Below are 26,623 nucleotides of genomic sequence, written 5' to 3' on the forward strand. Positions count from 1 at the left end.
ATCTCCAACGCGCGACTTTCCGTAGAGCTGCAAGACCGGCAGGCCATCCCCTGACCGGGCTCCGTGTCTGCTTTATGCCCGTTTGAGTTGCTGATGTCTTTGTTTTTTGCTGGCCTGTCCACTTTCCGCACCTCCCGCAGGCGTTACTCCTACCTGGCCATCCTGGCAGCTACGGCGTTAGGGCTGGCTTTTCCCAACCAGGCTGACCGGCTGCTGGCCCTGCCCCTGGTAGTGGGCATGGTGGGGCTGGGCGTGGCCCACGGCGCCTGCGACCAGTGGGTGGTACCGGCCGCCGTACCCAGCTCGGGGCTTATGGGCAGTTGGCACTACTGGCTGCGCTTTCTGGTGGGTTACCTGGGCCTGGCCGCCCTGGTGGGAGTATTGTGGTGGGGGTGGCCAGCGCTTACGGTAGGCCTGTTTTTTCTGCTCACCGTCTGGCACTGGGGCTCGGCCGATGCGCCTGCTACTCCGCGTGTATCCGCTGGCGGATGGTTGGTGCACAGCCTGCTGCGCGGCCTGCTGCTGTTTGCCGTGCCCGCCTGGTGGTGGCCGGTCCAAACCAGCAACATAGTCAACGACCTGTTGGTGTTTGCCGGAAGTTCCGCGCTACGGCCGGCCGCTTTCAGCGTTGCTGCCCAAAGCCTGGGAGCGGTAGTGCTGGCCGGACACCTGGGTTTGTGGGCCGTTTATGGTCGCCAAGGCCGCGTTGGTGTGGTGCTCACCGACCTGCTGGAGACTACCCTGTTGCTGGGGCTGCTGGTGGTGTTGCCGCCCCGCTTATCGGTGGGGGTGTACTTCGTATTCTGGCACAGCCTGCAGCATGTGCTGCGCCTCAACCACTGGCTGGGCCGCTCCGGGGCCCCAGGAAAGCCCCGGCTGCTGGCCGAGCTCACGTTCTTTCTGCGCCGAGCGGCCCCGTTACTCGCCCTGAGCTGCCTGGCACTGCTGCTTATGGGTTGGTGGCTGGCGGCGGAGCAGCGCCCCTCGGCGGCCGCCTGGTTTAGCTTCGCGCTGGTGGTGGCCTCTATTGTGACGATGCCCCACGCCCTGCTCGTGACGCTGGTCATGGATGCCCGCCACTGGCGGATGCTCCGGCGCCCCGCCCCCGGCCAGCACCCCTGAGGCAGGCGGCTTGCCCTACCGCTGCTCGTTCAGGCTCCAGTCGTATTCCTTGTAGCTGAGCGTGGCGTTGGGGTCGATTTTCTGCCGGGCGTAGCGGTTCACGGCGTCCGGGACGGAGGTGCTGCCGTTCTTTTTGAAGTCGCCGGGATAGAAGCGGTAGATGGCCGAGAGCGTGGGGGCATTGGCGGGCGTGAGGTCGTTTTTTTGGGGGTTGTTGATGAAGTCCCGGCCCTGGTCGGCGAGCTGGTCTTGCACGCGGGCGCCCACGTAGGCCTCGTTGCGCAGGCGCGGGCACGACATGGCGGCGCACACCAGCGCGTAGTGTATCCGGTTGTCGTCGAACTGCTTGCGGATGATGCGGTGCTCAAGGTCGTTGAGCGTGTAGCGTTTGCCCCCGAGCGGGATGAACGCCTGGTCCCAGACGGTATTGACGAAGATTTTGTCGCCCCCCAGGTCCTTGATGCTCTTGACCGGGTAGGCCCGCAGAATGCGCTGCACCGTGAAGGCGTTGTAGGCGTTAAGCCAGTACGCCAGCTTTTCGTCGGCCGGGGCCTGTTTCGTGGGCAGATTGTCGCCGAGGGTTTTCAGGTAGGCGTTCAACGCGGCGCTGTCCTGCTGCAGGCCCCGGTAGTTTACCAGGCCCTGGTCATCGACGTACTGTTTGAGCAGCACATCCCAGGCGGCATGGTCGAGGGGGCGGCCGGAGCCGGACGTGGGATTGAGCGGAATCAGGTAGCTCACGTAGCCGCAGCCGGTTTGGGCGAGGGTACCGGCGGCCAGCAGGGAAAACAGGGCCAGGCGGGAGAACAAGCGAGGAATACGCTTCATAAATGAGGGGCCTGAAGGAACGCGGAAGTAGAAACAACTATACGGTGATTCGTAGCCCAACAGTTGTAGGGAAAGATGAATAGGGAAAAGAACGTCATTCCGAGCTTGCCGAGGAATCTCGGAATGACGTTGTAATGCTAACCCAACGTCAGCACGCGAGATTCCTCGGCAAGCTCGGAATGACGTTCTCCTAACTCCCCCCTGGCAACTGGCAACTGGCAACTGGCAACTGGCAACTGGCAACTGGCAACTGGCAACTGAAATGTACCTTTACGGCCTCACGATTCTGCTTTGCGCATGTCCCCGGCTCCTGCTCTTGAACACCACGTTTCGCTTCGCCCCTATAACACCTTCGGCCTAGAGGTAACGGCCCGCCTGTTTGCCCGTTTCACGTCAGTGGAGGAGCTGCGGGCCCTGCTGGCCCTGCCCGAAGTACAAAGCGCCGAGAAGCTGGTGCTGGGCGGGGGCTCCAACCTGCTCTTCACCCGGAACTTCGACGGCGTGGTGCTCAAAAACGAAATCCGGGGCCTGGAAATCGTGCGCCAGGACGAGGAGGCGGCCCTGGTGCGGGCCGGGGCCGGGGAAAGCTGGCACGGGCTGGTGCAGTACACCCTCGACCAGGAGCTGAGCGGCATCGAGAACCTGTCCCTGATTCCGGGCACCGTGGGCGCGGCTCCCTTGCAGAACATCGGCGCTTACGGGGCCGAGCTCAAGGATACCTTTGAGCAGCTGGAGGCCCTGGAAACCGCCACCGGCCAGCTACGCACCTTCTCGGCCGCCGAGTGCGGCTTCGGCTACCGCGAAAGCGTGTTCAAGGGCCCGCTCAAAAACCAGTTCATCGTGACCGGGGTGCTGCTGCGCCTGTCGCGCCGCCACCAGCCCAACGTGCGCTACGGCGACATCCAGACCACCCTCCAGGACATGGGCATTGAGGGCGAGCCCACCCCGCGCCACATCAGCGAGGCCGTCAGCAGCATCCGCCGCAGCAAGCTCCCCGACCCGGCCCAGGTGGGCAACGCGGGCTCCTTCTTCAAGAACCCGGAAATTTCCCAGGCCCGGTTCGATGAGTTGAAGGCCCGCTACCCAGCCCTGCCCGGCTACCCCGTGCCGGGCGGCGTGAAAGTGCCCGCGGCCTGGCTGATTGAGCAGTGCGGCTGGAAGGGCCTGCGCCGCGGCCCCCACGGCGTGCACGACCGGCAGGCCCTGGTGCTGGTCAACCACGGTGGGGCCCAGGGCCAGGACATCCGCGACCTAGCCTACGAAATCATTGCCTCGGTGCGCGCCACGTTTGGCATCGAGCTCCACCCCGAAGTCAACATTCTCTGAGAACACCCGGCCGGCCCGGCTGCCCCCGCGGCAGTCGGGCCGGCTTTTGGGGGCATTTTCGGTTTCCGACCGGCCGGTCCGTTTTTTTCGCGGGCGAATAGCCGTAAGTTTACCGGTACTGTTGCGCTTTACTTTTTTGCCCTTCTGCCTGCTTCTACCCTCCCAACTGTTTGCCCCACAACCTGCCTGCATGAAACACGTTCTGCTCCCCGTTCTGCTCCTGTCTTCCGCTGGCCTGGCCCTGGCCCAGAAACCAGCGTCCCGGCCTAAGTCCGCCACCCGCCCGACGCCCGCGGCCCCGGCCGCGCCGGCCCCGGCGCCTGGTACTACCATTACCGCCGCCCGCCTGGCCGGTCCGGGCATGAGCGTGACGGTGCGCGGCGTTGTCACCAACGGGCCGGAACTGGGGCAGCTGCGCTTCGTGCAGGACCAGCAGGCCGGCCTGGCCGTGTTTTCCACCACCAACGCCGACCTGCACGCCCTGGTGCCCGGCGACAGTGTGCTGCTGACCGGCACGCTCAAGGACTATAAAGGTCTGCTGGAAATGGACCCGGTGGCCAGCGTGGTGAAGCTCGGCGCCGGCCGCCGGGTAGTGCCCCTGGAAGTAGCGGCCGCCGACCTGAGCTCAGCCTTTGTGGAAGCCAACGAAGGCCGCCTGCTGCGCATTAAAGGCCTGAGCCGCCTCACCACCACCGGCGGCGGCGCGGTGGAGAAGCTGGCCGGCAACGCCAACTACCTGCTCGATGGCCAGCCGGCCACGCCCATCCGCATCAACGTGGCCTCGACCGGGGAGCGGGGTATCGTGGACAAAACCGCGCCCGCCGGCTCCTTCGATCTGGTGGGTTCCCTCAGCCAGTTCACGCAGTCGGGCACGGGCGGCTACCAGCTGCTGCCGCGCACCTTCGCCGATTTTGTGGTGGCCGGCGGGCTGCCCGTGGTGAAGGGCGAACCCATCCCGACCAATATCTACCGCAACGGCTTTACGGTGATGTTCCAGACGGTGAACCCGGGCACGGCCAAGGTAGAATACGGCCTGACCTCGGAGTTGGGCCAGGTAGTCAGCCTCCCGGAAATGGCGACCAGCCACCGCGTGGAGCTGGAAAACCTGGAGCCCAACACCACCTACTACGTGCGGGTGTCGGCCACCAACGCCGCGGGCACCTCGTCGTCGGCCGCCGTGCCCATTCTCACCGACAACAAAAAGCGTCCGAACCGCTAGGCGGACACCGGGCGGGGCCGCCACAACCGGGGCCGACGGCTTAACCACCAGTCGGCCCCCGATTGTGGCGGCCCCGGTTGGTACGTTTTCATACCCTTTTTCTTTTTCGCATTTGATGAAACGCTTTACTTTTCTGGTGGTGCTGTTCGGCGCCGCTTTAGGGCAGCAGGTGCAGGCCCAAACGGCCATTTCCATTGCCGCGGCCCGCGCCCAGGCCCCCGCCTACAACACCTCGGGCGCCAGCGTAACGCTGCGCGGCGTCGTCACCAACGGCTCGGAGCTGGGCGCCATCCGTTACATGCAGGATGGTACGGCCGGCATCGGGGTGTACTCGTCCACGCTGACGGCCAACCTCGTGCCCGGCGACTCCATTGTGGTAACCGGCACGCTCAAGGATTATAACGGCCTGCTGGAAGTAGACCCCGTCGCTTCGCTGACTCTGCTAGCCGGCAACCGGCCCCTGCCCCAGCCGGTGGAATTTGCTTCCGCCAACGCCGCCGCCGCCTACGCCGAGCAGTACGAAGGCCAGCTGGTGAAGCTCCGGGATGCCACCACCGTGACCACCACCACGGGCGCGGCCGTGACCTCGTTTACCAACACGACCTACCGCATCAGCGGCAACGCCACCACCGTTCTGTACGTGAACAAGGCCTCCAGCGGTCCCGACGGCCTGATGGGCAAGCCTTCCCCCACCGGCATTTTCGACGTGGTGGGCATCATGAGCCAGTACACCACCAAGGCCCCCGTGGCCGGGGCGGCCGGCTACCAGCTGCTGCCCCGCCGCTACGCCGACTTCCAGCAGGGCACCACGCCCAACCTGCTCAACACGCCCTTCCCGACCAACATCACCCCCTCGGGCTTCACGGTGAACTTCCGTACCCAGAACGCGGGCGACACCAAGCTGGCCTACGCCACGTCGGCGGCGGGTCCGTTCACCACGGTATCGGCCGCGGCCAGCACCACTGACCACTCCCTGGCCCTGACGGGCCTGCAGCCGGCCACCATCTACTACGTGCAGGCCACCAGCACCAACGCCACCGGCCTGTCGGAGTCGCGGGTGGTGCCCATGATTACGGCCTCGCTCTCCTCGGGCAAGATGCGCACCTACTTCACCAACCCCGTGAAAACGTCGGTAGCCCTGGCCGGCAACGAGGCGGTGTACCTGCCCGGCGGGGCCGTGGCCGATACCATTGCCCGCTACATCGGCCGCGCCCAACAGACGCTCGACATTGCCATCTATAACTGGAACAGCGACATTATTGTAGCGGCCGTGAATGCCGCCAAGGCCCGCGGGGTAAACGTGCGCGTGCTTTTCGAAGCCGACAACAACAATTTCAGCCTGGCCAAACTGAGCGCCGGCATTCCGACCCTGGGCCGCCAGACGACCCGCAACCTGATGCACAACAAGTTTGTGGTGATTGACGCCAACAGCCCCGACCCCAATCAGCCCTGGGTGTGGTCGGGCTCCACGAACTGGACTTCGGCCCAGCTCAGCACCGATGCCAACAACTCCCTGGCCATCCAGGACCAGGCACTGGCCCGGGTGTACACGGTGGAGTTCAACGAGATGTGGGGCAGCGGCACCCAGGCCACGGCCAAGTTTGGCTCGCTTAAAACCGACAACACCCCCCATTACCTCACCATCGGCGGCAAGCTGGTGGAGTCGTGGTTCTCGCCCACCGACAACGTGAACGGCCGCCTGATTCAGGCCATCCAGAGCGCCGACCATGACCTGCACATTGCCACCATGCTGCTCACCCAGAGCGACATCGGCAGTGCCATTGTCAGGCAGGTGCAGGCCCAAAATATCGGCGGCTGCACCGAGATGCTGCTGAACGAAATCACGGCCAACACCGCCGCCCAGAGCATTTTCGACAACATCCAGGGCGCCATCGGTAACCGCCTGATGCTCGCTAACACCGCCGGCATCATGCACCACAAGTACGCCATCATCGACGCCGGCGCCGCGCAGTCGGACCCGCAGGTGTTCGTGGGCTCGCACAACTGGAGCCTCTCGGCCAACACGGAGAATGACGAGAACACGCTCATCGTGCACGATGCCCGCGTGACCAACCAGTACTACCAGGAGTTCGCCCAGCGCATCGAGGACCAGAAAAACGGCGTGCAGCTCTGCAACCTGGTGCTGGGCAGACGCAACGCCACCGTGCAGCGCAGCAGCGTGCAGGTGTACCCCAACCCCACCAGCGGCCAGTTCCGCCTCCGCGTGCAGACGGGGGCCGCCCGCACCGCCCGCGTAGTGCTGCGCGACGCCACCGGCCGCGTGGTCCTCGACCAAACCAAGCCCCTCAACGGCCAGGAAGTAAGCGTAGACGCCTCCGACCTCAAAGCCGGCCTCTACCTGGTGCACATCGTGACGCCCGAAGCCACGCAGGTTAGCCGCGTAGTAGTGGAGTAGATTTTCTTGAGAAGTAAGATTATGAGAGGTGAGAAGTGAGACTTTTTGCCTGTTCTCCAAAACTAAAAGAGGCGGCTCCCGAAATTCGGGAGCCGCCTCTTTTCTGCTTCTGACTGTCATCCTGAGCAGCGCGAAGGATCTTATCGCGCTGGAACGGCCATATCAACGACTTGCTGACGTGATAAGATCCTTCGCGCTGCTCAGGATGACAGTCCCTATTATGCCTTCCAGCGCCGTTGGGCCCACTCCTGACGCTGCTCGGGCGTCTGGAAGGTCCAGGCGACGAGGCGGCTGATTTTCTGGCCCTGTTTCATTTCGATGGTGCGGGTTTCGGGCGAGCCGGCCACTTTGAGGAAGTGGTAGATGCTGGGCAGGGTTTCCTTCTTGGAGATGAGCGTGCTGAACCACAGCACCCGCTCGCGCACAGCCACGCTCTGGGCCACCATGCGCTTCAAAAAGCCTTCCTCGCCGCCCTCGCACCACAGCTCCGTGTTCTGGCCGCCGAAGTTGAGCACCGGCCCGCCGCCGGCCGACTTGGGGTAGCCCAGGTTGCGGCCCTTGCGGCGGCTGCCGGCCGCCGCATCGGCGGCGGAAGCGTGGAAGGGCGGGTTGCACACCACCAGGTCGAACTCCTCCCGGGGCCTGACGATGTCCTCGAACACGAAGGCCGGATGACTCTGGGCCCGCAGCTCCACCTTACCCGCCAGCGCGGGGTTGGCCGCCACCATGCTTCTGGCCGCTTTCAGGGCCACCGTATCGGTTTCGGAGCCCACGAAGCGCCAGCCGTAGGCCTTGGCCCCGATGATGGGGTACACACAGTTGGCCCCCACGCCGATGTCGAGCACGTGCACGGCCTTGTCGGTCGGGATGGTGCCGTCGAAGTCAGAAGCCAGCAGGTCGGCGGCGTAGTGGAGGTAGTCGGCGCGGCCGGGAATGGGCGGGCAGAGGTAGCCGGCCGGCACGTCCCAGTGCTGCACGTCGTAGTGTTGCAGCAGCAGCGCCTGGTTGAGGGCCTTCACGGCGGCGGGGTTGGCGAAGTCGATGCTGTTATCACCGGCCGGGTTGGGCACCACAAAGGCGCTCAGCGCGGGGCTGGCGGCCGTGAGTTGGGCGAAATCGTAGCGGCCGTTGTGGGGGTTGCGAGGATGCAAGAGGCTAATGTGCAGAATGTGAGAAATGTGATTCTGAATGTGGTATGAATGGGCGGAATATGGCGTGAATGTGCTTCTGAATACGGTAAATGAGGAAACCTTACGGAAGGTCCGTTACAGTTGCCACTCATTTTTCACGTTCTCCCACATTCCGCACATTAAAAACCTTTATTTCAGCACGGCAATGGTCACGCCGTCGCCGCCGCGGTCGGCGTGCTCGTCGGCCACGCTGGCTACTTCGCGGGTGCGGTGGAGGTAGTCGCGGGCAATCTGGCGGAGGACGCCGTTGCCGCGGCCGTGCAGGATTTTGATTTCCGGGATGCCCAGCATGATGGCGTCGTCCACGTAGCTGCGGATTTTGGTGAGGGCGTCCTCGGCCCGCTCCCCGCGCAGGTCCAGGGTCGGGTTGAAGCTGGCCATGCGGCCGGTGGTATCGAAGCCCGAGCCCGCGTACTGGGCCGGGGCCAGGCGGGCCGCCTTCTTCTCCCGCTCCCGGATTTCGGAGCGCGTGAGCTTTTCGAGCTGACTGATCTTGACGAAGGTTTTCATGCCCCCGAACGACACCTCGGCGTTTTTGCCCTTCACGGCCATGATTTCGCCGTGTCCTTCCTGACCCAGCAGGGCCACTTTGTCGCCGGGCTTGAGGGTGGCTGCGTCGGCCAGCTCGCGGGTGGCGCGGGGCTTGGGCGGCTCAATCTGGAGCTTTTCGCGCACGAACGTGTCGAGCTTGCCGCGGGCTTCCTTGGTGCGCTCCTTCTCGGCCTGGCCCAGGCGGATTTCCTGGATGGTAGCCTCAATCTGCTGGTTGGTGTCGCGGAGCAGCATCTTGGCTTTGGCCTTGGCTTCGCGCAGCACGTCGAGGGTAGTATCGTCGAGGTACTTCTTGAGGTCCTGGTATTCCTGGGCGGCTTTTTTGAGGCGGCGCTCGGCCTTGGCGGCTTCGGCGGTGCGCTGTTCCAGCTCGGTTTTCTCCTTTTCGAGGCCTTCCAGCAGCTGGTCGTAGCGGATTTTGTCCTTGCCCACCAGCTGGGTGGCCCGCTCTACTAGCTGCTTGGGCAGGCCGATTTTACGGGCAATTTCGATGGCGAACGAGGAGCCCGGCTTCCCGATTTCGAGGCGGTAGAGGGGCTGGAGCTGGTCGGGGTCGTAGCGCATGGCCCCGTTCACGATGCCGGGCGTGCGCTCGGCGTAGTTCTTGAGGTTGGTGTAGTGGGTCGTGATGACGCCGAAGGCCCGGGCGCGGTTGAGCTGCTCGAGCACGGCCTCGGCAATAGCCCCGCCCAAACTGGGCTCGGTGCCGGTGCCGAATTCGTCAATCAAAACCAGGCTGCGCTTGCCGGCCAGGGTCACGAACTGCTTCATGTTGAGCAGGTGCGAGGAGTACGTGCTCAGGTCGTTTTCCAGGCTCTGCTCGTCGCCGATGTCGATGAAAATATCGTCGAACATGCCGGCCTCCGACTTCTCGCCGGCCGGAATCAGCAGCCCACACTGCAGCATGTACTGCACCAGCCCCACAGTTTTCATGCTCACCGACTTACCCCCGGCGTTCGGCCCCGAAATCAGCAGGATGCGCTGCTCGGGCGTGAGCTCAATATCGAGGGGCACTACTTCGCGAGGGTCGTTTTTGACGTGGGCCAGGAAGGTGAGGTAGAGCAGCGGGTGGCGCACCTGCCGCCAGCGCAGCAAGGGGCGCGGGTGCAGCACGGGCAGCGTGGCTTCGAGGCGGCGGGCCAGCTGGCCCTTGGCCCGGATGAAGTCGAGCAACCCCAGGTACTGGTAGGCCTTGCGCAGGTCCGGAATGTGGGGCCGGAGCTGGACCGTGAGCTGGGTGAGAATGCGCACCAGCTCGCGCTGGTAGGCATTGTCGAGGTCCTTGATGTCGTTGTTGAGCTCGAACACGGCCTCGGGCTCGATGTACACGGTCTGCCCCGTGGCCGACTCATCGTGAATCAGGCCCTTCACCCGGCGCTTGTGCTCGGCCACCACCGGCAGCACCAGCCGCCCGCCCCGGATGGTGGGCTCGGCGCCCTCGGGCACCCAGCCTTCCTGGCGGGCGTGGCGCAGAATGCCGGTAATCTGCTTGCGCAGCTGCACCTGCCGCGAAATCAGCTCCTGGCGCAGCTGGCGCAGCAGCGGCGAAGCGTCGTCGCGCACCAGTCCTTCGTCGTCCACCACCTTGTCGAGGGCGGCCAGCAGGTTGCGGTCGACCTGCACGCCAATACCCAGCAGGCGCAGCGTGGGGTAGAGGTCTTCCTCGGCGCGGGTGAAGAAAGTGAGGGCCTCGCGGATGGTGCGCAGGCTCATCTTGATGGCGTAGAAGGCGGCTACGTCGAGGTAGGAGCCGGGAATGTTGGCCCGCACGAGGTACTGGTGCACGTCGTGGTAGTGGGCGCCGGGGAAGTCGGCGCCGCTGTTGAGCAGCTGGCGGAACTCGTCGGTTTGCAGTAGCAGCTTCTGCAGGGGCTCGGCTTGGGTCTGGAAGCTCATTTTGCCCACGAAGTGGCGGCCCAGGCTGCTCAGGCACAACTCATTGAGCATCTCCCGCAGCTGGGAGAAGCCTATTTTCTGCTCGAAATTCTGAGGAAGAATCAAATTCGGTCGTCTTGGAAATCGGAATGGAGTGTAAAGGTAAACAGGATATAGGCCGGGAAAGATTCACATTCTTTAATGTGCCGGATGTGAACAATGCGTTGAATGTGAAAATGCCCCGGAGGGGCGCCTGCTTGTTCTCCTGATGCCGGCTGAAACCGCCGTGGTATTACGTCACATTGCCCACATTGCCCACATTGCCCACATTGCCCACATTCCCCACATTCCTACATCTCCCCTTCCACGCCCAGCCCGAACAGGGCGAAATCGTACTTCACGGGGTCCTGGGGGTCGAAGGTGCGCAGGTGAGCGGTGAGTTCCTCAGCGGCCAGCCAATCCACCTGCTTGCGCTGGAGCAGGCCCAGGCGGCGGCCGACGCGCTCCACGTGCACGTCGCAGGGGCAGATGAGGTCGGCGGGTGAGAGGCGCCGCCAGAGGCCGAAATCCACGCCGTGGGGGTCGAGGCGCACCATCCAGCGCAGGTACATGTTCACGCGCTTGCAGGCCGAGCCCCGGGCCGGCGTGGCCACGTGCTTGCGGGTGCGCTGGGGCGCGTCGTCGAGGCTGAAAAACAGGGTATGGAAGTTCTCCAGCCGCTCTTTCTGGGTTGCGCCGCGCAGAAACGCGTCTTCCAGTGACTCGTGCCGGCCGTAGTACCAGCGCAGCCAGTGCACGAAGTACAGCAGGTCGGTGTCGCAGAAGGTGCGGTGGCAGAAGCCCAGCAGCTTCCGGAGGTCCTCGTCGTGGTGCTCCGTGATGAACTGGTGGGGCGCGTCGTCCATGCGGCGCAGCAGCTCGGTTACCTTGCTGATGATGGTGGGCCGCCGTCCCCAGGCCAGCAAAGCCGCAAACAGCCCGCTGATTTCCACATCAGCCCGCGCCGAAAACCGGTGCGGAATGCTGATGGGGTCGAGGGTGATGAAGCCGGGCTGGTCGTAGTGGCGGTATTTTTCGTCGAGCAACGCCCGCACCTGCGCGTGGTTCATGAAGGTGAAATGGTGAGGTGGTGAAATAGTGAGTTGATGTTCAAGCGGCCTGGAGTTGCAGCAGTCAGCACGGGTTGAAGGCGCAATGAGGACCACTTGAACGTCAAACTCACCATTTCACCACCTCACTATCTCACCGCTACGGCACGTAGTTGGTTTCCACGCGGAAGCGCTGGTCGGGGGTGGCCAGGCGCTGCACGGCCCGCTTGGAGAGGCGCACCAGGATGTTGGTGTTTTCGCCCGTATCGGGCAGCTTGCCGATGACGCGCACGTACACGGCCATGCCGTTCATGATGTTGCGCACCTCCATGATGGTGCCCACAGGGGCCGTTTTGTGCAGGGCCAGGTACTTGTCGGAGGCATCGGTGGGGATGGCCATGGCCAGGCCGCTTTCCGACACGCGCCGCACAATTTCGCTGGCCCGGGTGGGGGCGCGCTCCTTTTCCTCGGGCTCGGGCGTCACGGCCGGGGCGGCGGCCTCGTCACGGGCTTTGTCGCGGGCGGCGCGCTCCGCGGCCTCGTCCCGCTCGGGGCGGGCAGCCGGGGCGGGGGTGGCGGGGCGCGGGGCGGGCGCCGCCGGGCGCGGAGCGGCAGCTACCGGCGCAGGCGGGCCGGCCGCACCGGTGGCCGGGCCGGCAATAATCACCTGCTCACCCACGCGCACGTTGTAGGTGGTGGCAAACCCGTTGAGGCGGGCCAGCTCGGCGGGCGTGGTCTGGAAGCGGCGGGCAATGCCGTAAAGCGTCATGCCGGCGCCTACTTTGTACACGCGGTTGCCGTTGGCATCGGTGGGCAGGGCGCGCACTAGGGCCGAGGCCGGCGCGGCCACGGCTACCGGCTTGCGCGGGGCCGGAGCGGGCGTGAGCACCACCCGCTCCCGGGGCACGAGCACAATCTGCCCGGTCACGAGCTGCCCCTTCTGCCCCGAGTTGGCCTCCACGATATTCTCCACGGGCACTTTGTAGCGGCGGGCCAGGCCGTAGAGCGTCTCGCCGGGTGTTACGCGGTGGCGGATGAGCATTTTGTTGTTGCGGTATTCCACCCCGATGGAATCGGGCGGAGCTACCAGACCGGGGCCGGCCCAGGCAGACAGTCCGGAGAAAACAAGGGCAACAGTCAGGAAGGAAAAACGGAGCATACGGCGTCGGCAGGCAGGAAAACGGCTGACCGGTAACAACGACCGGGCCAGTCCGTCTGGGCTAAAGTTGGTCGAAAGTTACGGAATCGGGCGGAAGCGGCTCTATGGTTCGAATTTCGGTCGATTTTTACGGTTGATTTTCCGGATGACGCGGGCGGATCGGGCCGTATTACGGGCTTTTGCCGTTTCTTGCGCCTTTCCTGTCCCGGCTTTTCTTTCCGCCTCAACCGCCCGCTCATGCTCGCCATCGGTATCATTCCCGCCCGCTACGCCTCCACCCGCTTGCCCGGCAAGCCCCTCATCGATTTGGGCGGCCAGTCCATGATTGAGCGCGTGGTCCGGCAGGCCGAGCAGTCGCGCCTGAGCCGGGTGGTGGTGGCCACCGACGACGCGCGCATCCTCGAACACGTGCAGAGCTTCGGGGGCGAGGCCGTGCTCACCCGCCCCGACCACCCCAGCGGCACCGACCGGGTCCGCGACGCCTACGAGCAGCTGGGCACAACGGCCAACTGCATCGTGAACATCCAGGGCGACGAGCCCTTCATCCACCCCCGCCAGATTGACGCGCTGGTGGAGCTTTTCACCGCCCCCGAGCCGCCCGCGCTGGCTACGCTGGTGAAGCCCGTGGTGAGTGCGGAGGAGCTTTTCAGCCCCCACCTGCCCAAAGTGGTGCTCGACGGCCGGGGCCGGGCCCTGTACTTCAGCCGCCACCCCCTGCCCTACCAGCGCCAGCACCCCGAAAGCGAGTGGCTCAGCCACCACCGCTACCTGCGCCACATCGGCCTCTACGCCTACCGCCCCGACGTGCTGCGCGCCATCACCCAGTTCCCGCCCTCGCCCCTGGAGCTGGCCGAAAGCCTCGAACAACTCCGCTGGCTCGAAGCCGGCTACCCCATCCAAACGGCAGAAACCGACCTCGAAACCATCGGCATCGACACCCCCGAAGACGTGGAGCGGGCGCTTTTGAGAATTAAAAATGCCGGGTTGTCATCCTGAGCGGAGCGAAGGATCCTATCACGTTAGAATAAGTCGTTACTACGGCCGTTTTCGCGTGATAGGATCCTTCGCTCCGCTCAGGATGACAACCCGGCATTTTTAATTCTACCTAACTCACTTCGCGACCACGCTGATGGCGTAGCCGCCGCCGGGGGCGCAGAGCTGCCGGAGCTTGGTTTTGCTCGTGACGGTGAGCTTGCGGATGGCGTAGGCCTGGGGGTTTTTCTCGTAGTGCGCGCCCGGGCCGTCGGCGTAGATGGTGGCCTCGTACTTCTTGCCGCGCTCCAGGAAGCTCAAATCGATGGTGCTGGTGCGGCCGTTTTCGTCGCAGGTGCTGCCGATGAACCAGTTATTGGTGCCCTTGCCTTTGCGGGCGATGGTGATGTAGTCGCCGGGCTCGGCTTCGAGCACGTGGGTGTCGTCCCAGTCCACGGGCACGTCCTCGATGAACTGGAAGGCGTCGAGGAACTTGTTGTAGGTTTCGGGCAGGTCGGCGGCCATTTGCAGGGGGCTGTACATGGTTACGTACAGGGCCAGCTGCCGGGCCAGGGTGCTGTGCACGAACGAGTTATTGCTCGGGTTGTAGGCACTCACCTTGGTCTCAAAGATGCCGGGCGTGTAATCCATCGGGCCGCCGATGAGGCGGGTGAAGGGCAGAATGGTAGTATGGTCGGCGTTGTTGCCCCCGAAGGCCTCGTACTCGGTACCCCGGGCGGCCTCGTTGCCGATCAGGTTGGGGTAGGTGCGGGCCAGGCCGGTGGGCCGCACAGCCTCGTGGCCGTTCACCATGATGCGGTGCTCAGCGGCTTTTTCCAGCACGTAGTTGTAGTGATTGATGAGCCACTGGCTGTAGTGAAACTCGCCCAAGGGCAGCACGTCGCCCACGTAGCCGGTTTTCACGGCGTCGTAGCCGTATTTGTTCATCAGGTCGAAGGCGTCTTCCAGGTGGCGCTCGTAGTTACGGGCCGAGCCGCTGGTTTCGTGGTGCATGATGAGCTTCACGCCCTTGCTGTGGGCGTAGCGGTTGAGCTCCTCGATGTCGAAATCCGGGTAGGGCGTCACGAAGTCGAATACGTAGTCCTTGTGCTTGCCGAACCAGTCTTCCCAGCCGATGTTCCAGCCTTCCACCAGCACGCCGTCGAGCTTGTGCTGGGCCGCGAAGTCGATGTACTCCTTCACGTGGGCCGTGGTGGCGCCGTGGGTGCCGTTGGGCTTCACCGTCGAGTAATCAATGGAATCGAGCTTGATGTTTTCCATATTGGTGTACGACCACGAGCTCTTGCCCGTAATCATCTCCCACCACACGCCCACGTATTTGGTGGGCTTGATCCAGCTCGTATCCTTGATTTTGGAGGGTTCGTTGAGGTTGAGCACCAGCTTCGACTCCAGAATATCGGCCGCCTTATCGCTCACGATAATCGTGCGCCAGGGCGACTGGCAGGGCGTCTGGAGGTTGCCCTTGTTGCCCTGGGCATCGGGCGTGAGGTGAGCGTTGAGCACGAAGTTCTGGTCATCGAGCTCCAGCGACAGGCAGGAGTAATCGACCAGGGCGGCCTCGTGGATATTCACGTAGAGCCCGTCGGGGCGCTTGAGCATGAGCGGCGTCTGGAGGCCGGTGGGCGAAAACGTGTGCTGCGAGGCGTTGCCGGTCACGGCCTGCTTCATCAGCCCCCGCACCTGCGAGAGGTTGGAGGTGGTGGTGCTGTACTCCTGGGTGTCGTAGTCGCCGGGGAGCCAGAAGGCCTTGTGGTCGCCGTTGAGGGCGAACTGGGTTTTTTCCTCCTTCACCACGAAGTAGGCCAGCTCGGGCTGGCGCGGAAACTCGTAGCGGAAGCCCAACCCATCATCGAACAGGCGGAAGCGCACCCGCATCACGCGCTTGGTGGCGGGCTGGGTGAGCGTGACGGCCAGCTCGTTGAAGTGGTTGCGGATGGATTTCACCTCGCCCCAGACCGGGTTCCAGCTCTCATCGATGGATTTACGCTCGGCGCTGGTCTGCACGAAGCCGTTGGTGAGGCTGGGCGTGCCCTGGAGCTCCAGGCCCAGGCGGCTGGCGTTGAGCACGGGCTTGCCCTTGTAGCTGAGGCGGTACGTAGGCACGCCGTCGGCGGCCAGGTCCACGCTCAGCGTGAGCTGCTTGTTGGGCGACTGTAGCTGCTCTTCGGCGCGGGCGACGGTGCCCCAGGCCAGGCAGCCCAGCACCAGCAGAAATGAACGGCGGGCGGGACGCCGGAAAATACGGGGTAGGTTCATAGAAGAAAGGTGGGAAGAAAACCGGAACAATGCCACCGGGCCGGTAGCGGCCGCAAGTTCCCGCCTTTCCCCTCCCCCGACTACCTTCCCGTTACCCCTTTCCCGCACGCTGTTGACCAATTTCAGGATTAGGGATTAGGGATTAGGGATTAGGGATTAGGGAGCATACGCGGAAGGCTCCGGACATGCCGAGCCATAATCGAGGCATCTGCCGCGGCAGCAATTGAATCGACTGGCTCCCCCTCTCCCCGAGGAGAGGGGGCCGGGGGGTGAGGTAGCGACAGAACGGATCCGTCACTGCTCCTCCGCGGCCTCGGCGGCGGGTGCGGCCTCGTTGCGGGCTTTGCGCTGGATGTGGTGTTCGGCGGCCTTGCGGTGCTCGTCCTTCATTTCGCGGGAAAGGAAGAAGTTGAGCGCCGTCCGGATAACGGCAATGGATCCGAGTTTGCCAATCTGCTCCCAGCTGGGCGCAATGGTGGTCGAGAGGATGTCGGCGCCGAGCTGAAACTCCAGGGCCAGAGCCAGGTAGCGGGCCAGGGTGAGGCGGATGGCGGTGAAGTCGGCCGTGCGGTTGGTGAGCAGGGCCTTCACGAACAGGTAGCCCGCCCCCATCAGCCCCAGCACGATAATGGCGGCCCCCACGGCTTCGGCCCCCAGCTTGAGCCAGAGCACGGTGCGCACCACCATATCTTCGACCAGCGAATAGGTGGTGGTAATCTGAGGAATAGCCGTTTCAGTCATCAGCAGCAGGAAGGAAAGGAAAGCAATTCGACGCGCCGGGCACGCATGGCCGCGCCGGGTTACCCGCCAGCCTTCTTGGCTTTGTATCCTTTCTCGAGGAGCAGGGCCAGCACTTTGTCGCGGAAGTCGCCCTGGATGAGAATTTCGCCGTCCTTGCTGTTGCCACCCACGCCGCAGCGGGTTTTGAGCAGCTTGCCCAGCTCCTGCAAATCGGCGTCCTGGCCCACGAAGCCGGTAATGAGCGTCACCTGCTTGCCCCCGCGCGACTTCTTATCGAGCTGCACGCGCAGGTTCTGCTGCTGGGGCGGCAGCGTGGCGGCCGTTTCGTCGCCGGGCTCGTCGTAGCTGAAATCGGGGTTGGTGGAATACACCACGCCCTGGCGTTGCTTTTTCATGGGTGAGTAGTGAGTAGTGAGTAAAAATACGACGGTCATTCCGAGCGGAGCGAGGCATCTCGCGTGCTGACGTTGCGGGAGTACTTATTACGTTTGGGTTAGCATCACAACGTCAGCACGCGAGATGCCTCGCTCCGCTCGGAATGACGTGCGGGTGTTACCATTCAACCATTTAGCCATTCAACAATTCACCCCCTACACCGCCACTTCCAGGGCCAGCGGCCGGAGCTCCACTTCGAAATTGGTGGCGTCGGCCACGTAGTCGCCATCAACGTGAAAGCCCAGGGGGGCGGCAGCCCGCACCCGGATGTGGTGGCTGCGGTGAAACTGAGCCCCGCCCGAGGTGGGCAGCGTGCCCAGGGCCAGACCCACGCCCACCCGCACGGCCCGCCAGACCGGCAGCGCATCAATCAGGCAGAGGTCGAGCAGGCCGTCCTGGATGTCGGCGCGGGGCGCGATGTAGGCGTTGTTGCCATACTGGGCCGCGTTGGCGAAGGCCAGCACGTAGCAGTGGGTATCGAGCAGCTCCTGGTTTTCGAGCTGGACCTGCACGGCGGTGGGCTGGTAGCGGCCGTACTCGCGCAGGGCCACTTTCACGTAGGTAGCCAGCCCCCGGGTGCCGGCCTGGGCAAACAGGCGGCTCACGTGGGCATCGAAGCCCAGGCCGGCGGTGCAGAAAAACCAGTGCCCATTAATGCGGCCCGCATCCATGCGCTGAAACCGGGGGGCGCACGCCCGCTGCACGGCCCCGGGCAAATCCAGGGGCAGGTGTAGGTGGCGGGCCAGGCCGTTGCCCGAGCCCCGGGGTACAATGCCCAGGGCGGCCCTGGTGCCCAGCAGGCCGCGGGCCACTTCGTTTACCGTCCCGTCGCCGCCCACGGCCACCACCACCCGGCAGCCCGCCTCGGCCGCTTGGCGGGCCAGCAGCTCGGCGTGGCCGGCATATTCGGTGGGCCGGATTTCAAACTCCGCCCCGGCTTCCGTCGCATGCTGAGCCAACAGCGCCGGCACGTCCTGGGTGCGGTTGGTGCCGGAAGTGGGGTTGAGAATAAAGCAGATGCGCATCACTTTTAAGCTGGTAGCGGATAGCGGTTGGCTGTTAGCTTTCGGTTCGGGCAGTTCAAGGCCGCAACAAAAGAACGTCATTCCGGGCAAAGCGAAGAATCCCGCGTGAAATCCTTGCGGTTAAGCAACGATGACACGCGGGATTCTTTGCTTCGCCTGGAACAACGTTCCAGGCAGTTCCGTCCGTTCAGCTGACAGCCAACAGCCATCAGCTAACGGCCAAAACCTAGCCGTTCATTTTCTGACCCAGCTTCTGGATCAGGTCGGCGGTGCGGGTGCTGTAGCCGGTTTCGTTGTCGTACCAGCCCACTACTTTCACCAGCGTACCGTTCACGGCCGTCAGCTCCGAGTCGAAGATGCAGCTGTGGGGGTTGCCCACGATGTCGGCGCTTACAATCGGGTCGGTGGTGTATTCGAGGATGCCTTTCAGCTCCCCGTCGGCGGCCTTTTTCAGGGCGGCGTTGATTTCCTCCACCGTGGCTTCCTTCTGCAGAATCACGGTCAGGTCGGTCGTCGAGCCATCCGGAACGGGTACGCGCATGGCAATACCATCCAGCTTACCTTTCAGCTCGGGCAACACCAGACCCACGGCCTTGGCGGCGCCGGTGCTGGTAGGAATGATGCTCAGGGCGGCGGCGCGGGCGCGGCGCAGGTCCGAGTGCGGCGCGTCCTGAATGCTCTGGTCGGAGGTGTAGGCGTGCACCGTGGTGATGAAGCCCTTCTCAATACCGAACGTGTCGTTGAGCACCTTGGCCATGGGAGCCAGGCAGTTAGTAGTGCAGCTGGCGTTGGAGATAATCGTCTCGTCGCCGGTCAGGATATCCTCGTTCACGCCGAGCACGACGGTTGGGATGTTGCCTTTGGCGGGAGCCGAAATAACCACTTTCTTGGCACCGGCGGTGATGTGCTGGCCGGCACCGGCCTCGTCCACGAAGCGGCCGGTCGATTCCAGTACCACGTCTACGCCCATGTCTTTCCAGGGCAGCTGCTTGGGGTCGCGCTCGGCCAGGGCCACGATGCGCTTGCCGTTTACGGTCAGGCTGTCGTTATCGTGCTCCACGGTGCCGGGGAAGCGGCCGTGTACGGAGTCGTACTTGAGCAGGTGAGCCAGGGTTTTGTTGTCGGTGAGGTCGTTGATTGCCACGACTTCCACGTTCTCACGCGAGAGAAGCGCCTTGAACGTCAGGCGGCCGATGCGCCCGAAGCCGTTGATGGCAACTTTGATTTTAGCCATAGTAGTATGGGGAAATGGGAGGTTTATCGGTCCCGAGGGGCCGGGTGAAAACACGGAGCGAAGGTAACGGGCTGGGGGTACTTCGCCAAATCGGCCCCCAACTCCGGCCGTTTTAGAGGCCAAACCGCCTCCGGTGTACGGCCCGGGCTCCGCTTAAGAGGCCCGGATTGGAAAATTTTTCGGCTGAAAATCAGCTCACTTGCCCGAAACGCCCGTTTTTTTTCAAAACCGGGTATTGCGCCGAAAGTTCGGGTGCCTATCTTTGCATCACCAAAACGGAAAAACGCTTCCGCTTTTAACTGGTCCGTTCGTCTAGGGGTTAGGACAGTAGATTTTCATTCTACCAACAGGGGTTCGATTCCCCTACGGACTACATTACTCTCTGAAACGCCTTGTAAACACCTGTTTACAAGGCGTTTTTGCGTTTGCGGCCATCCGGCCTCAGGCCGGGAAGGCCGCCGCGGCGGGCACGGCCGGGGCCGGTAAAGCGCGCGGGGCCGCCTTCCGCGGAGCCACCGCGGCTGGCCGACGGCGGCGCAGGTGCAGCCAGTAAATGCCGCCCACCCCCAGGGTCATCAGCCCTTCGAGCAGCACCGTGGCCTGCACGCCCACATGCTCCGACACCCAGCCGACCAGCAGGCTGCCCAGCGGCAGCATGCCCGTAAAGGCCATGACGTAGAGGCTGATGACGCGCCCGCGCACGGCCGGCGCCACAGTCGTCTGCACCAGGGTGTTGGTAATGGTCATCTGCGACATCATACCGAAGGCGCTGACGGCCAGCAGACCCAGGGCCACCCCAAACCAGGGCGTGTAAGCAAACAGCAGCAGCCCACTACCGAATAGGAAGGTGTTCATCATCAGCACCCGCAGCAAATCCTTACCGGGGGGCAGGGAGGCCAGGTACAGCGCCCCGATAAAGGCGCCCAGCCCCACGGCCCCGTCTATCACCCCAAACGTAGAGGCCGTGCCGTGAAAAATGTCCTTGGCGTAGGCCGGCAGCAGCGTCGTGAAGGGCAGCGCCACCAGGCTCATCAGCCCCAGCGTGCCAATGATGAAGCGGATTTCGGGGGTATCGCGCACGTAGCGCAGGCCGTCGCGCAGCTCGCCCAGCACGTTCTGGGTGCGGGGCCGGGGCTCAAAGGCGGGCAGCTTCAGCAGCAGCAACGACCCGATAACGGCCACGAAGCTCACCGCATTCAGCCCGAAGCAGGTGGCCTCGCCGAGGTGTTCCAGGGTGAAGCCGGCAATGGCCGGGCCGATGAGCTTGGACAGGTTGACCATGGACGAATTGAGGGCCAAAGCATTGGGCAGGTCCTGCTTGTCTTCCACCAGCTCATACACCAACGACTGCCGGGCCGGTACGTCGAACCCGTTGATGATGCCCAGCACCGCGCTCAGACCGATAATGCCCCAGACAGCCTCGGGGCGAAAAAACACGAGCACCGTCAGCAGCGCGGCCTGCACCATGGACAGGACCTGGGTGAGCAGGAGCAGGCGGTAGCGGCTGTAACGGTCGGCAGCCACACCGCCGATAAAGGAGAAGATGGCCGAAGGAAACAGGGTGGCAAACACGCTCAGGCCCAGCATCAGCTTGGATTGCGTGACGGAATACACCACCCAGCTCACGGCCGTTTTCTGCATCCAGGTGCCCAGCAACGACAACGACTGCCCGGCAAAAAACAGGCGGTAGTTGCGGCTGTGCAGGGCGCGAAAAGTGCTTAATTTCATTCTTGACAGGTAGGGTTCAATGATTCAGGTGGTGCTCAGTCGGCCTCCACCAGACGGGTTAGCAGGGGCAGCACCGCCTGGAGCTGGGCCCGCTCCTGCTCCGAGCAGGTGTCGCGCAGGGTCTGGTGCAGCCATTCGTCGCGCTCGTGGCGCACGGTGTGCAGCAACTCCCGCCCCGCCGCCGACAGGCTCACGAGCACTTTACGCTTATCGGCCGCCTGGGGCTGGCGCGTGATGTAGCCCAGTTCCTCGAGGTGGCGCAGAATCTGCGACATGGATTGGGCCGTGACCTTCTCGCGGGCGGCCAGCTCGCTGGGCAGCAGCTGGCGGTGCTCATCGAGCTGCCGGATGACGGCGCGCTCAGTCAGCGACAACCGCTCCCGGCTGGGCGAGTGGCTGCGTAGTTTCTTCAGCAGCCGCGTTACAACGGTGCGCAGGTCGGTTGCCAGCTGGGCGGAGTTGGGAGTATCAGGCATTTATCAAGCAGACTTATTAAGTTACTTAACTAATAGTTTAAGCTTTTGTATTGCCGTTAAGTTCCGCCCTGGCCCGGAATACGTGGTGCAAGGGCCGGCGCAAACGCCATTCGGGCCCGCCCTGTGCATAAGGCGGGCCCGAAGGGCGCTCCGGGCAGCGGCAGTATCCTGACTGCCCGGACGGAAATTTTCCCCTCCCCTATTTCTTCGGCGGGTTGATAACCGGATGCTGTTGCACATCGAGCGGCATAGCGAAGTGCGTTCCGGCGAAAAAGGCGTCGTTCTGCTGTTGAAGAGCCACGCGGGCTGAAGAGGGCGTCACCACCTGCCGGTCCAGTGTCCGCCCCTGTTCGTCGCGGAGCCGGCAGCTGAGCCGCGCCTCCGTCACCGTCAGCTCCAGCACGGAGCCGGGCACTACGGCTACCGTTGCCGGGGCAAAAGGCGCCACATCAACCACTACGCGGGCCGTGAAAGTAGCGGGAAACCGGTACGTGTGGGTGGCGGCCGGGCCGCGCTGGTAGCTGGCCGTTACCAGCCCCTCCCCGATCTTGAAATGGTAGTTCAACTGGGCAATGGCCGCGGGCAGGCGCGGGGCCAGGGTGAGCTCCGAGCGGGTCAGGTCGGGCCGGATGCCGAGGAAGTACTGGTACCAGACGCGCAGCTGTTCGGCGTTGGACCAGGCCTGCAGGTAGGTGCCGGTGAGTTTGGGCCAGCGCTGGCCGGGGCGCGGGTAGGCATCCATGTTTTCGCCCAGGCCGCCCACCACGCCCCGGGTCAGGGCCTGGCGGTTCATGTTGGCAAAGAGCTGGTAGGCGGTTTCGGTCTGGCCGGCTTCGAGCATGCGCTGCATGGCCACGCCGTTGTTCCAGAGCCAGATGGTGCCCTGGTGGTAGGCGGCATCCTTGTGGTAGAGCTCGGGGGCGAGGTGGTAGGGATGGAAGCGCGGGTCGTGGGCGCTGAGCGAAGCCACGCCCCAGGGGTATACCAACTCCTGCCAGCTCTGGCGCACTACCTGCCGCCGGAACTCGGCGTCGTCTACCAGGTCCAGGGCGTAGAGCTGGTTGGGGCGGAAGGTGAAATCGGGCCGGTCCTGGTGGTCGAGGCGGTCGGCCAGGTAGGCGTGCTGGAGGGTACGGAAGTCGCGGGCGAAGTGGCTTTTTACGCGGGCGGCCAGGGCGGCCCAGCGGGTGGCGGCGTCGGCGTCGTGGAGGTAGGCGGCGAAGGCGGCACCGGCTTGCAGCTGCTCGTACCAGAGGGCCTGGATGTCGTTGGCGCGGGTGCCCCGGGGCGTGTAGGCCACGTGGTGGGCGTCGCGGGCGTCCATCCAGGTTTCGTTGTCCTCGTGTAATAAGTAACCCTGCGCATCGACCCAGTACCGGAGCGCGCCCTCGATGCTGGCCCGCACGTTGGGGTAAAGCTGGCGGATGAGGGTGGTGTCACCGGAGTAGCGCACGTAGTCCTGGAGCCCGATAACGAAGCGCGGGGTGCCGTCGGTGGTGTGGTAGTCGATGCTGGTGGGGTTGACGATGTTGGGCACCCGGCCGTAGAAGCGCGAACTGGGGTCGAGCTGCTGGTACTGGGCGAAGGCGAGCAGCATCCGGCGGGCGGTGGCAAACTCCCCGGTCACGAGCACGGCCCCGGGCAGGCTGATGAACTCGTCGCGCCCCCAGTATTCATTGAACCAGGGCAGGCCGGCGTAAATGCCGTCGCCCTGCTGGCGGGTCACGAGCTGGTCGGTGGTGGTGGCCAGCCAGCGCAGGGCCAGGGTCAGCGAGTCGTCGTCGGCCTGCACGTAGGTGTTGGTGCGCAGCAGCTGGTGGAGGCGGGCGGTGCGGGTCTGGCGCAGGGCCGCGCCCTGGGTCTGGCCCTCGCGCACCAGGGCTTCGGCCGCGGCTTCGGTGGTGCCCACGCCCACGTAGAACCCCTCCCCGGCCGCCGTCACGCGCGGGCCCTGCACCATGATAGGGCCCGGCCGGCGCGGGGCCACGGCAATCCGGTAGTCGCCTTCCCGGGCCGAGAAGTAGGCCACGCCCGCCGCCGTGCGCAGCAGGGTCACCTTCTCCCCTTTCAGCGCCAGGCCCACCGGCCCATCGGTGCCGGTGAGGGCTATTTCCAGCAGGTTTTTGTCGTCGAGCAGCCACAGTTCCTCGGTCAGGGCGGGGCCGTGGCGGCGCACCAGCTTTTGGGGCCAGACGGCCACCTGGGCTTGTCGGTTATCCAGCTTTTGCTCCCCTACAAACAGGTCGTAGCCGCCGAAGACGCGGTTTTTGGCCACGTTCAGGCCCTCGAACCAGGCCCATTCGGGGTGGTCGGTGGCGTGGGTCTGGGTGAAGTAGTAGGCGGCGGCCTTGTTGGTGAACGACACGGCCCGGTTGTCGGCCGCGGGCACCGTAATGCGCATGGTTTCGAGCAGGTCGGCGGCGGGGGCGCGGGGGGGCATGGCGGGTACGGTAGCGGAACGGGGCGGGGAGCAGGCGGCGGCCGTCAGCAGCACGGGCAGCAGCCATCGGCGGCAAAGAGAAGAGAACATCATCAGCGAAGATACCTTACGCCACTTCGTGGCCCGCCCGCCGCCGCCCGCCGCCGCCCGGCGGTCGGCGGTCCGTAGGGCCTGAATCCAGCTTTTTCCGCCACTTCTGCGCCCGCCCGGTAACAAAAACATTAGAACAAACTAATATCCCCGGCTCTGGTTCTGCCGTAGTTTGATAGTTGAAAACAACCTGTATCCCGCGCATGTCCAGAACCATCATCGTATCCAACCGCCTTCCCACCAAAGTGCAGCGTACCGAGGACGTCCTCACCTTTCAGGCCAGCGAAGGCGGCCTGGCCACCGGCCTGGGCTCCATTTACCGGCAGGATGGCAACGTGTGGGTGGGCTGGCCGGGCCTGTTTGTGGAGGATGCGGCCGAGGAAAACTACGTCCGCGAGCAGCTGCGCCACGACAGCATGGTGCCGGTGTTTCTGACTGAGGCCGAAATCCACGACTTCTACGAAGGATTCAGCAACTCCACCCTCTGGCCCACTTTCCACTACTTTCCGCAGTACGCCACGTATGAGCAGGCCCACTGGGACGCGTACGTGGCCGTGAACGAGAAATTCTGCCAGGCCGTACTTGAACAGGCCGGCCCCGACGACACCATCTGGGTGCACGATTACCAATTGCTGCTGCTGCCGCAGATGCTGCGCCAGGCCCGCCCCGAGGCCACCATCGGCTTCTTCCTGCACATTCCGTTTCCCTCCTACGAGTTGATTCGGGTGCTGCCCTGGGCCAAGGAGCTCATGGCCGGTATGCTGGGCGCCGACCTCATTGGCTTCCACACCTTCGGCTTCATGCGCCACTTCCTGAGCGCCGTCTCGCACCTGCTGGGCTTTGCGGCCCAGAATGGCCGCCTGGAGGCCGGCGACCGGAGCATTCTGGTGGACACCTTCCCGATGGGCATCGATTACGACCGGTACGTGGAATCCGCCGCCTCCGACACGGCCCGGGAGCACGAGGCCATCTACCGCAAGGCCCTGGGCGACATCCGCGCCATTCTGTCCATCGACCGGCTCGATTACTCCAAGGGCATTGCCCAGCGCCTGCGGGCCTTTGAGGGGCTGCTCCAGCGCTACCCCGAGTGGCGCGAGCAGGTGAGCCTGATTATGGTGGTGGTGCCCTCCCGCGACCAGGTGGCCCAGTACGCCGCCCTCAAGGAGGAAATCGACGAGCTGGTGGGCCGCATCAACTCGGCCTACCGCACCATCGGCTGGACGCCCATTCACTATTTCTACCGCTCCTTCCCGCTGGAGGAACTCTCCTCGCTGTACCGGCTGGCCGAGGTGGCCCTGGTCACGCCCATGCGCGACGGCATGAACTTGGTGGCCAAGGAATTTGTGGCCAGCAAGGCTGACCAGCGCGGAGTGCTCATTCTGAGCGAGCGGGCCGGGGCCGCCCGGGAGCTGTCGGATGCGCTCATCATCAACCCCACCGACATGCACCAGCTCACCGAAGCCATGCACGACGCGCTGGTGATGCCAGAACAGGAGCAGATCCGGCGCATGCGGGCCATGCAGAAGCTGGTCAGCCAGTACAACGTCTTCGCCTGGACCAAGCTGTTCATGGACCGCCTCGCCTTCAGCAAGGACCGCCAACACACCCTCGACACCGACATGCTCACCCCCGACCTTACCGAGCAGCTGCTCACCGACTACCGCGCCGCCGACCGCCGCCTGTTGCTGCTCGATTACGACGGCACCCTCAGCCCCTTCCACGACGACCCCCAGCAGGCGGGCCCCGACGAGGAGCTACTGCTGCTGCTGCGCGCCCTCACCGACATTCCCGAAAACCGGGTGGTCATCATCAGCGGCCGCGACCGGAAGACGCTGGAAGCCTGGTTGGGCCATTTGCCCGTCGATTTTATTCTCGAGCACGGCGTCTGGCTGCGGCCCCAGGGCGAGGACTGGCAGCTGTTCCAGGCCCTCAACAACGACTGGCGCGACGAAATCCGTACGATTCTCGACCTGTACGTGGCCCGCACCGCCGGCTCGTTTATCGAGGAAAAGGACTTTTCGCTGGTCTGGCACTTCCGCCGGGCCGATGCCGAGCTGGGCGCCATGCGGGCCCGGGAGCTCATGAACCACCTCACCTTCATCACCTCCAACGCCGATTTGCAGGTCATGGAAGGCAACAAGGTGATTGAAATCAAGACGGCCGGCATCAACAAGGGCACCGCCGCCGCCCGCTGGCTGGCCACCTACCCCACCGAGTTCATCTTCGCCATCGGCGACGACCGCACCGACGAGGACACCTTCCGGGTCATGCCCCCCGAGGCCTATACCGTTAAAGTCGGCCCCGCGCCCCGCTCCCTGGCCCGCTACCACGTCAACTCCCCCACCGACGTTCGTCAGATTCTGCGCGGGATGCTGGTGTAAGCTGTCAGCCCCCAGGGCATAAAAAACCCAAGTTGCGGATTATGTTAGG

General features: G+C 64.2%; 19 protein-coding genes and 1 tRNA gene. 7 read left to right on the top strand and 13 right to left on the bottom strand.

The window, feature by feature from the left end; translation table 11 throughout:
- Window positions 1–93 precede the first annotated feature (93 nt).
- Window positions 94–1,122: a Brp/Blh family beta-carotene 15,15'-dioxygenase gene (locus tag KLP40_RS05355; RefSeq protein ID WP_215592692.1), complete on the top strand. Its 1,029-nt coding sequence runs from the start codon at window positions 94–96 to the stop codon at window positions 1,120–1,122.
- A gap of 15 nt (window positions 1,123–1,137) precedes the next feature.
- Here the strand turns inward: KLP40_RS05355 and KLP40_RS05360 are convergent, their stop codons facing one another.
- Window positions 1,138–1,950, bottom strand: coding sequence for a DUF547 domain-containing protein (locus tag KLP40_RS05360; protein ID WP_215592694.1), 813 nt, complete (start codon window positions 1,948–1,950; stop codon window positions 1,138–1,140).
- Window positions 1,951–2,247: 297 nt separating this feature from the next.
- Here KLP40_RS05360 and murB point away from each other — a divergent pair, with 297 nt between their 5' ends.
- From murB to KLP40_RS05375, 3 genes are all read left to right on the top strand, one after another.
- Complete coding sequence (gene murB / locus KLP40_RS05365; protein WP_215592695.1) at window positions 2,248–3,276, top strand: UDP-N-acetylmuramate dehydrogenase; 1,029 nt, start codon at window positions 2,248–2,250, stop codon at window positions 3,274–3,276.
- Between the two features lie 190 nt (window positions 3,277–3,466).
- The gene (locus KLP40_RS05370) at window positions 3,467–4,495 is read left to right on the top strand and encodes a fibronectin type III domain-containing protein (protein ID WP_215592696.1); all 1,029 of its coding nucleotides are present in this window, start codon (window positions 3,467–3,469) and stop codon (window positions 4,493–4,495) included.
- Window positions 4,496–4,610: 115 nt separating this feature from the next.
- The gene (locus KLP40_RS05375; protein ID WP_215592697.1) at window positions 4,611–6,911 is read left to right on the top strand and encodes a phospholipase D-like domain-containing protein; all 2,301 of its coding nucleotides are present in this window, start codon (window positions 4,611–4,613) and stop codon (window positions 6,909–6,911) included.
- Window positions 6,912–7,129: 218 nt separating this feature from the next.
- Here KLP40_RS05375 and rlmF read toward each other — a convergent pair whose 3' ends face one another.
- From rlmF to KLP40_RS21385, 4 genes are all read right to left on the bottom strand, one after another.
- Complete coding sequence (gene rlmF, locus KLP40_RS05380; protein ID WP_215592698.1) at window positions 7,130–8,062, bottom strand: 23S rRNA (adenine(1618)-N(6))-methyltransferase RlmF; 933 nt, start codon at window positions 8,060–8,062, stop codon at window positions 7,130–7,132.
- Window positions 8,063–8,230: 168 nt separating this feature from the next.
- Window positions 8,231–10,654 carry an endonuclease MutS2 gene (locus tag KLP40_RS05385; RefSeq protein ID WP_215592700.1) on the bottom strand — a complete coding sequence of 808 codons (2,424 nt, stop codon included), beginning with the start codon at window positions 10,652–10,654 and terminating at the stop codon, window positions 8,231–8,233.
- Between the two features lie 224 nt (window positions 10,655–10,878).
- Entirely contained in the window at window positions 10,879–11,637 is a 759-nt protein-coding gene (locus tag KLP40_RS05390; RefSeq protein ID WP_215592701.1) for a TIGR02757 family protein, read from the bottom strand.
- A 139-nt stretch (window positions 11,638–11,776) separates the two neighbouring features.
- Window positions 11,777–12,775 carry a LysM peptidoglycan-binding domain-containing protein gene (locus KLP40_RS21385; RefSeq protein WP_215592702.1) on the bottom strand — a complete coding sequence of 333 codons (999 nt, stop codon included), beginning with the start codon at window positions 12,773–12,775 and terminating at the stop codon, window positions 11,777–11,779.
- 237 nt (window positions 12,776–13,012) lie between these two features.
- Here KLP40_RS21385 and kdsB point away from each other — a divergent pair, with 237 nt between their 5' ends.
- Complete coding sequence (gene kdsB, locus KLP40_RS05400; protein ID WP_215592703.1) at window positions 13,013–13,771, top strand: 3-deoxy-manno-octulosonate cytidylyltransferase; 759 nt, start codon at window positions 13,013–13,015, stop codon at window positions 13,769–13,771.
- 114 nt (window positions 13,772–13,885) lie between these two features.
- On the opposite strand, the gene KLP40_RS05405 is transcribed toward kdsB, so the two are convergent.
- From KLP40_RS05405 to gap, 5 genes are all read right to left on the bottom strand, one after another.
- Entirely contained in the window at window positions 13,886–16,024 is a 2,139-nt protein-coding gene (locus KLP40_RS05405; RefSeq protein ID WP_215592704.1) for a glycoside hydrolase family 97 protein, read from the bottom strand.
- A 294-nt stretch (window positions 16,025–16,318) separates the two neighbouring features.
- Window positions 16,319–16,765, bottom strand: coding sequence for a DUF1622 domain-containing protein (locus KLP40_RS05410; RefSeq protein ID WP_215592705.1), 447 nt, complete (start codon window positions 16,763–16,765; stop codon window positions 16,319–16,321).
- Window positions 16,766–16,824: 59 nt separating this feature from the next.
- Window positions 16,825–17,160 carry a translation initiation factor gene (locus KLP40_RS05415; protein ID WP_215592706.1) on the bottom strand — a complete coding sequence of 112 codons (336 nt, stop codon included), beginning with the start codon at window positions 17,158–17,160 and terminating at the stop codon, window positions 16,825–16,827.
- A 195-nt stretch (window positions 17,161–17,355) separates the two neighbouring features.
- Complete coding sequence (locus tag KLP40_RS05420) at window positions 17,356–18,225, bottom strand: diacylglycerol/lipid kinase family protein (RefSeq protein ID WP_215592707.1); 870 nt, start codon at window positions 18,223–18,225, stop codon at window positions 17,356–17,358.
- Between the two features lie 226 nt (window positions 18,226–18,451).
- On the bottom strand, window positions 18,452–19,459 hold the full coding sequence (gap, locus tag KLP40_RS05425; RefSeq protein ID WP_215592709.1) for a type I glyceraldehyde-3-phosphate dehydrogenase: 1,008 nt from the start codon (window positions 19,457–19,459) through the stop codon (window positions 18,452–18,454).
- 301 nt (window positions 19,460–19,760) lie between these two features.
- Here gap and KLP40_RS05430 point away from each other — a divergent pair.
- Window positions 19,761–19,832 (top strand) — tRNA-Glu (locus tag KLP40_RS05430).
- 68 nt (window positions 19,833–19,900) lie between these two features.
- Here the strand turns inward: KLP40_RS05430 and KLP40_RS05435 are convergent.
- The 3 genes from KLP40_RS05435 to KLP40_RS05445 form a co-directional block, all read right to left on the bottom strand.
- Window positions 19,901–21,187 (bottom strand): MFS transporter, encoded by a 1,287-nt coding sequence (locus KLP40_RS05435; RefSeq protein ID WP_215592710.1) that lies wholly within the window; start codon window positions 21,185–21,187, stop codon window positions 19,901–19,903.
- Window positions 21,188–21,222: 35 nt separating this feature from the next.
- Window positions 21,223–21,663, bottom strand: coding sequence for a MarR family winged helix-turn-helix transcriptional regulator (locus tag KLP40_RS05440; RefSeq protein ID WP_215592711.1), 441 nt, complete (start codon window positions 21,661–21,663; stop codon window positions 21,223–21,225).
- A gap of 199 nt (window positions 21,664–21,862) precedes the next feature.
- The gene (locus KLP40_RS05445) at window positions 21,863–24,196 is read right to left on the bottom strand and encodes an amylo-alpha-1,6-glucosidase (protein ID WP_215592712.1); all 2,334 of its coding nucleotides are present in this window, start codon (window positions 24,194–24,196) and stop codon (window positions 21,863–21,865) included.
- A gap of 200 nt (window positions 24,197–24,396) precedes the next feature.
- Between KLP40_RS05445 and KLP40_RS05450 the strand changes: the two genes are divergently transcribed.
- On the top strand, window positions 24,397–26,574 hold the full coding sequence (locus KLP40_RS05450; protein WP_215592714.1) for a bifunctional alpha,alpha-trehalose-phosphate synthase (UDP-forming)/trehalose-phosphatase: 2,178 nt from the start codon (window positions 24,397–24,399) through the stop codon (window positions 26,572–26,574).
- The last annotated feature ends 49 nt before the right edge of the window (window positions 26,575–26,623 follow it).

This window comes from Hymenobacter piscis (assembly GCF_018760735.1).
Taxonomy (GTDB): domain Bacteria; phylum Bacteroidota; class Bacteroidia; order Cytophagales; family Hymenobacteraceae; genus Hymenobacter; species Hymenobacter piscis.

Bases quoted from the DNA above. Each gene is read 5' to 3' on its own strand.
- KLP40_RS05405 (WP_215592704.1), bottom strand. From the start codon at position 16,024: ATGAACCTACCCCGTATTTTCCGGCGTCCCGCCCGCCGTTCATTTCTG.
- KLP40_RS05390 (WP_215592701.1), bottom strand. From the start codon at position 11,637: ATGAACCACGCGCAGGTGCGGGCGTTGCTCGACGAAAAATACCGCCAC.
- KLP40_RS05435 (WP_215592710.1), bottom strand. From the start codon at position 21,187: ATGAAATTAAGCACTTTTCGCGCCCTGCACAGCCGCAACTACCGCCTG.
- kdsB (WP_215592703.1), top strand. From the start codon at position 13,013: ATGCTCGCCATCGGTATCATTCCCGCCCGCTACGCCTCCACCCGCTTG.
- KLP40_RS05360 (WP_215592694.1), bottom strand. From the start codon at position 1,950: ATGAAGCGTATTCCTCGCTTGTTCTCCCGCCTGGCCCTGTTTTCCCTG.
- KLP40_RS05415 (WP_215592706.1), bottom strand. From the start codon at position 17,160: ATGAAAAAGCAACGCCAGGGCGTGGTGTATTCCACCAACCCCGATTTC.
- KLP40_RS05445 (WP_215592712.1), bottom strand. From the start codon at position 24,196: ATGATGTTCTCTTCTCTTTGCCGCCGATGGCTGCTGCCCGTGCTGCTG.
- KLP40_RS05375 (WP_215592697.1), top strand. From the start codon at position 4,611: ATGAAACGCTTTACTTTTCTGGTGGTGCTGTTCGGCGCCGCTTTAGGG.
- KLP40_RS05450 (WP_215592714.1), top strand. From the start codon at position 24,397: ATGTCCAGAACCATCATCGTATCCAACCGCCTTCCCACCAAAGTGCAG.
- KLP40_RS05420 (WP_215592707.1), bottom strand. From the start codon at position 18,225: ATGCGCATCTGCTTTATTCTCAACCCCACTTCCGGCACCAACCGCACC.
- KLP40_RS05410 (WP_215592705.1), bottom strand. From the start codon at position 16,765: ATGACTGAAACGGCTATTCCTCAGATTACCACCACCTATTCGCTGGTC.
- gap (WP_215592709.1), bottom strand. From the start codon at position 19,459: ATGGCTAAAATCAAAGTTGCCATCAACGGCTTCGGGCGCATCGGCCGC.
- KLP40_RS05440 (WP_215592711.1), bottom strand. From the start codon at position 21,663: ATGCCTGATACTCCCAACTCCGCCCAGCTGGCAACCGACCTGCGCACC.
- murB (WP_215592695.1), top strand. From the start codon at position 2,248: ATGTCCCCGGCTCCTGCTCTTGAACACCACGTTTCGCTTCGCCCCTAT.
- KLP40_RS05370 (WP_215592696.1), top strand. From the start codon at position 3,467: ATGAAACACGTTCTGCTCCCCGTTCTGCTCCTGTCTTCCGCTGGCCTG.
- KLP40_RS05355 (WP_215592692.1), top strand. From the start codon at position 94: ATGTCTTTGTTTTTTGCTGGCCTGTCCACTTTCCGCACCTCCCGCAGG.
- KLP40_RS21385 (WP_215592702.1), bottom strand. From the start codon at position 12,775: ATGCTCCGTTTTTCCTTCCTGACTGTTGCCCTTGTTTTCTCCGGACTG.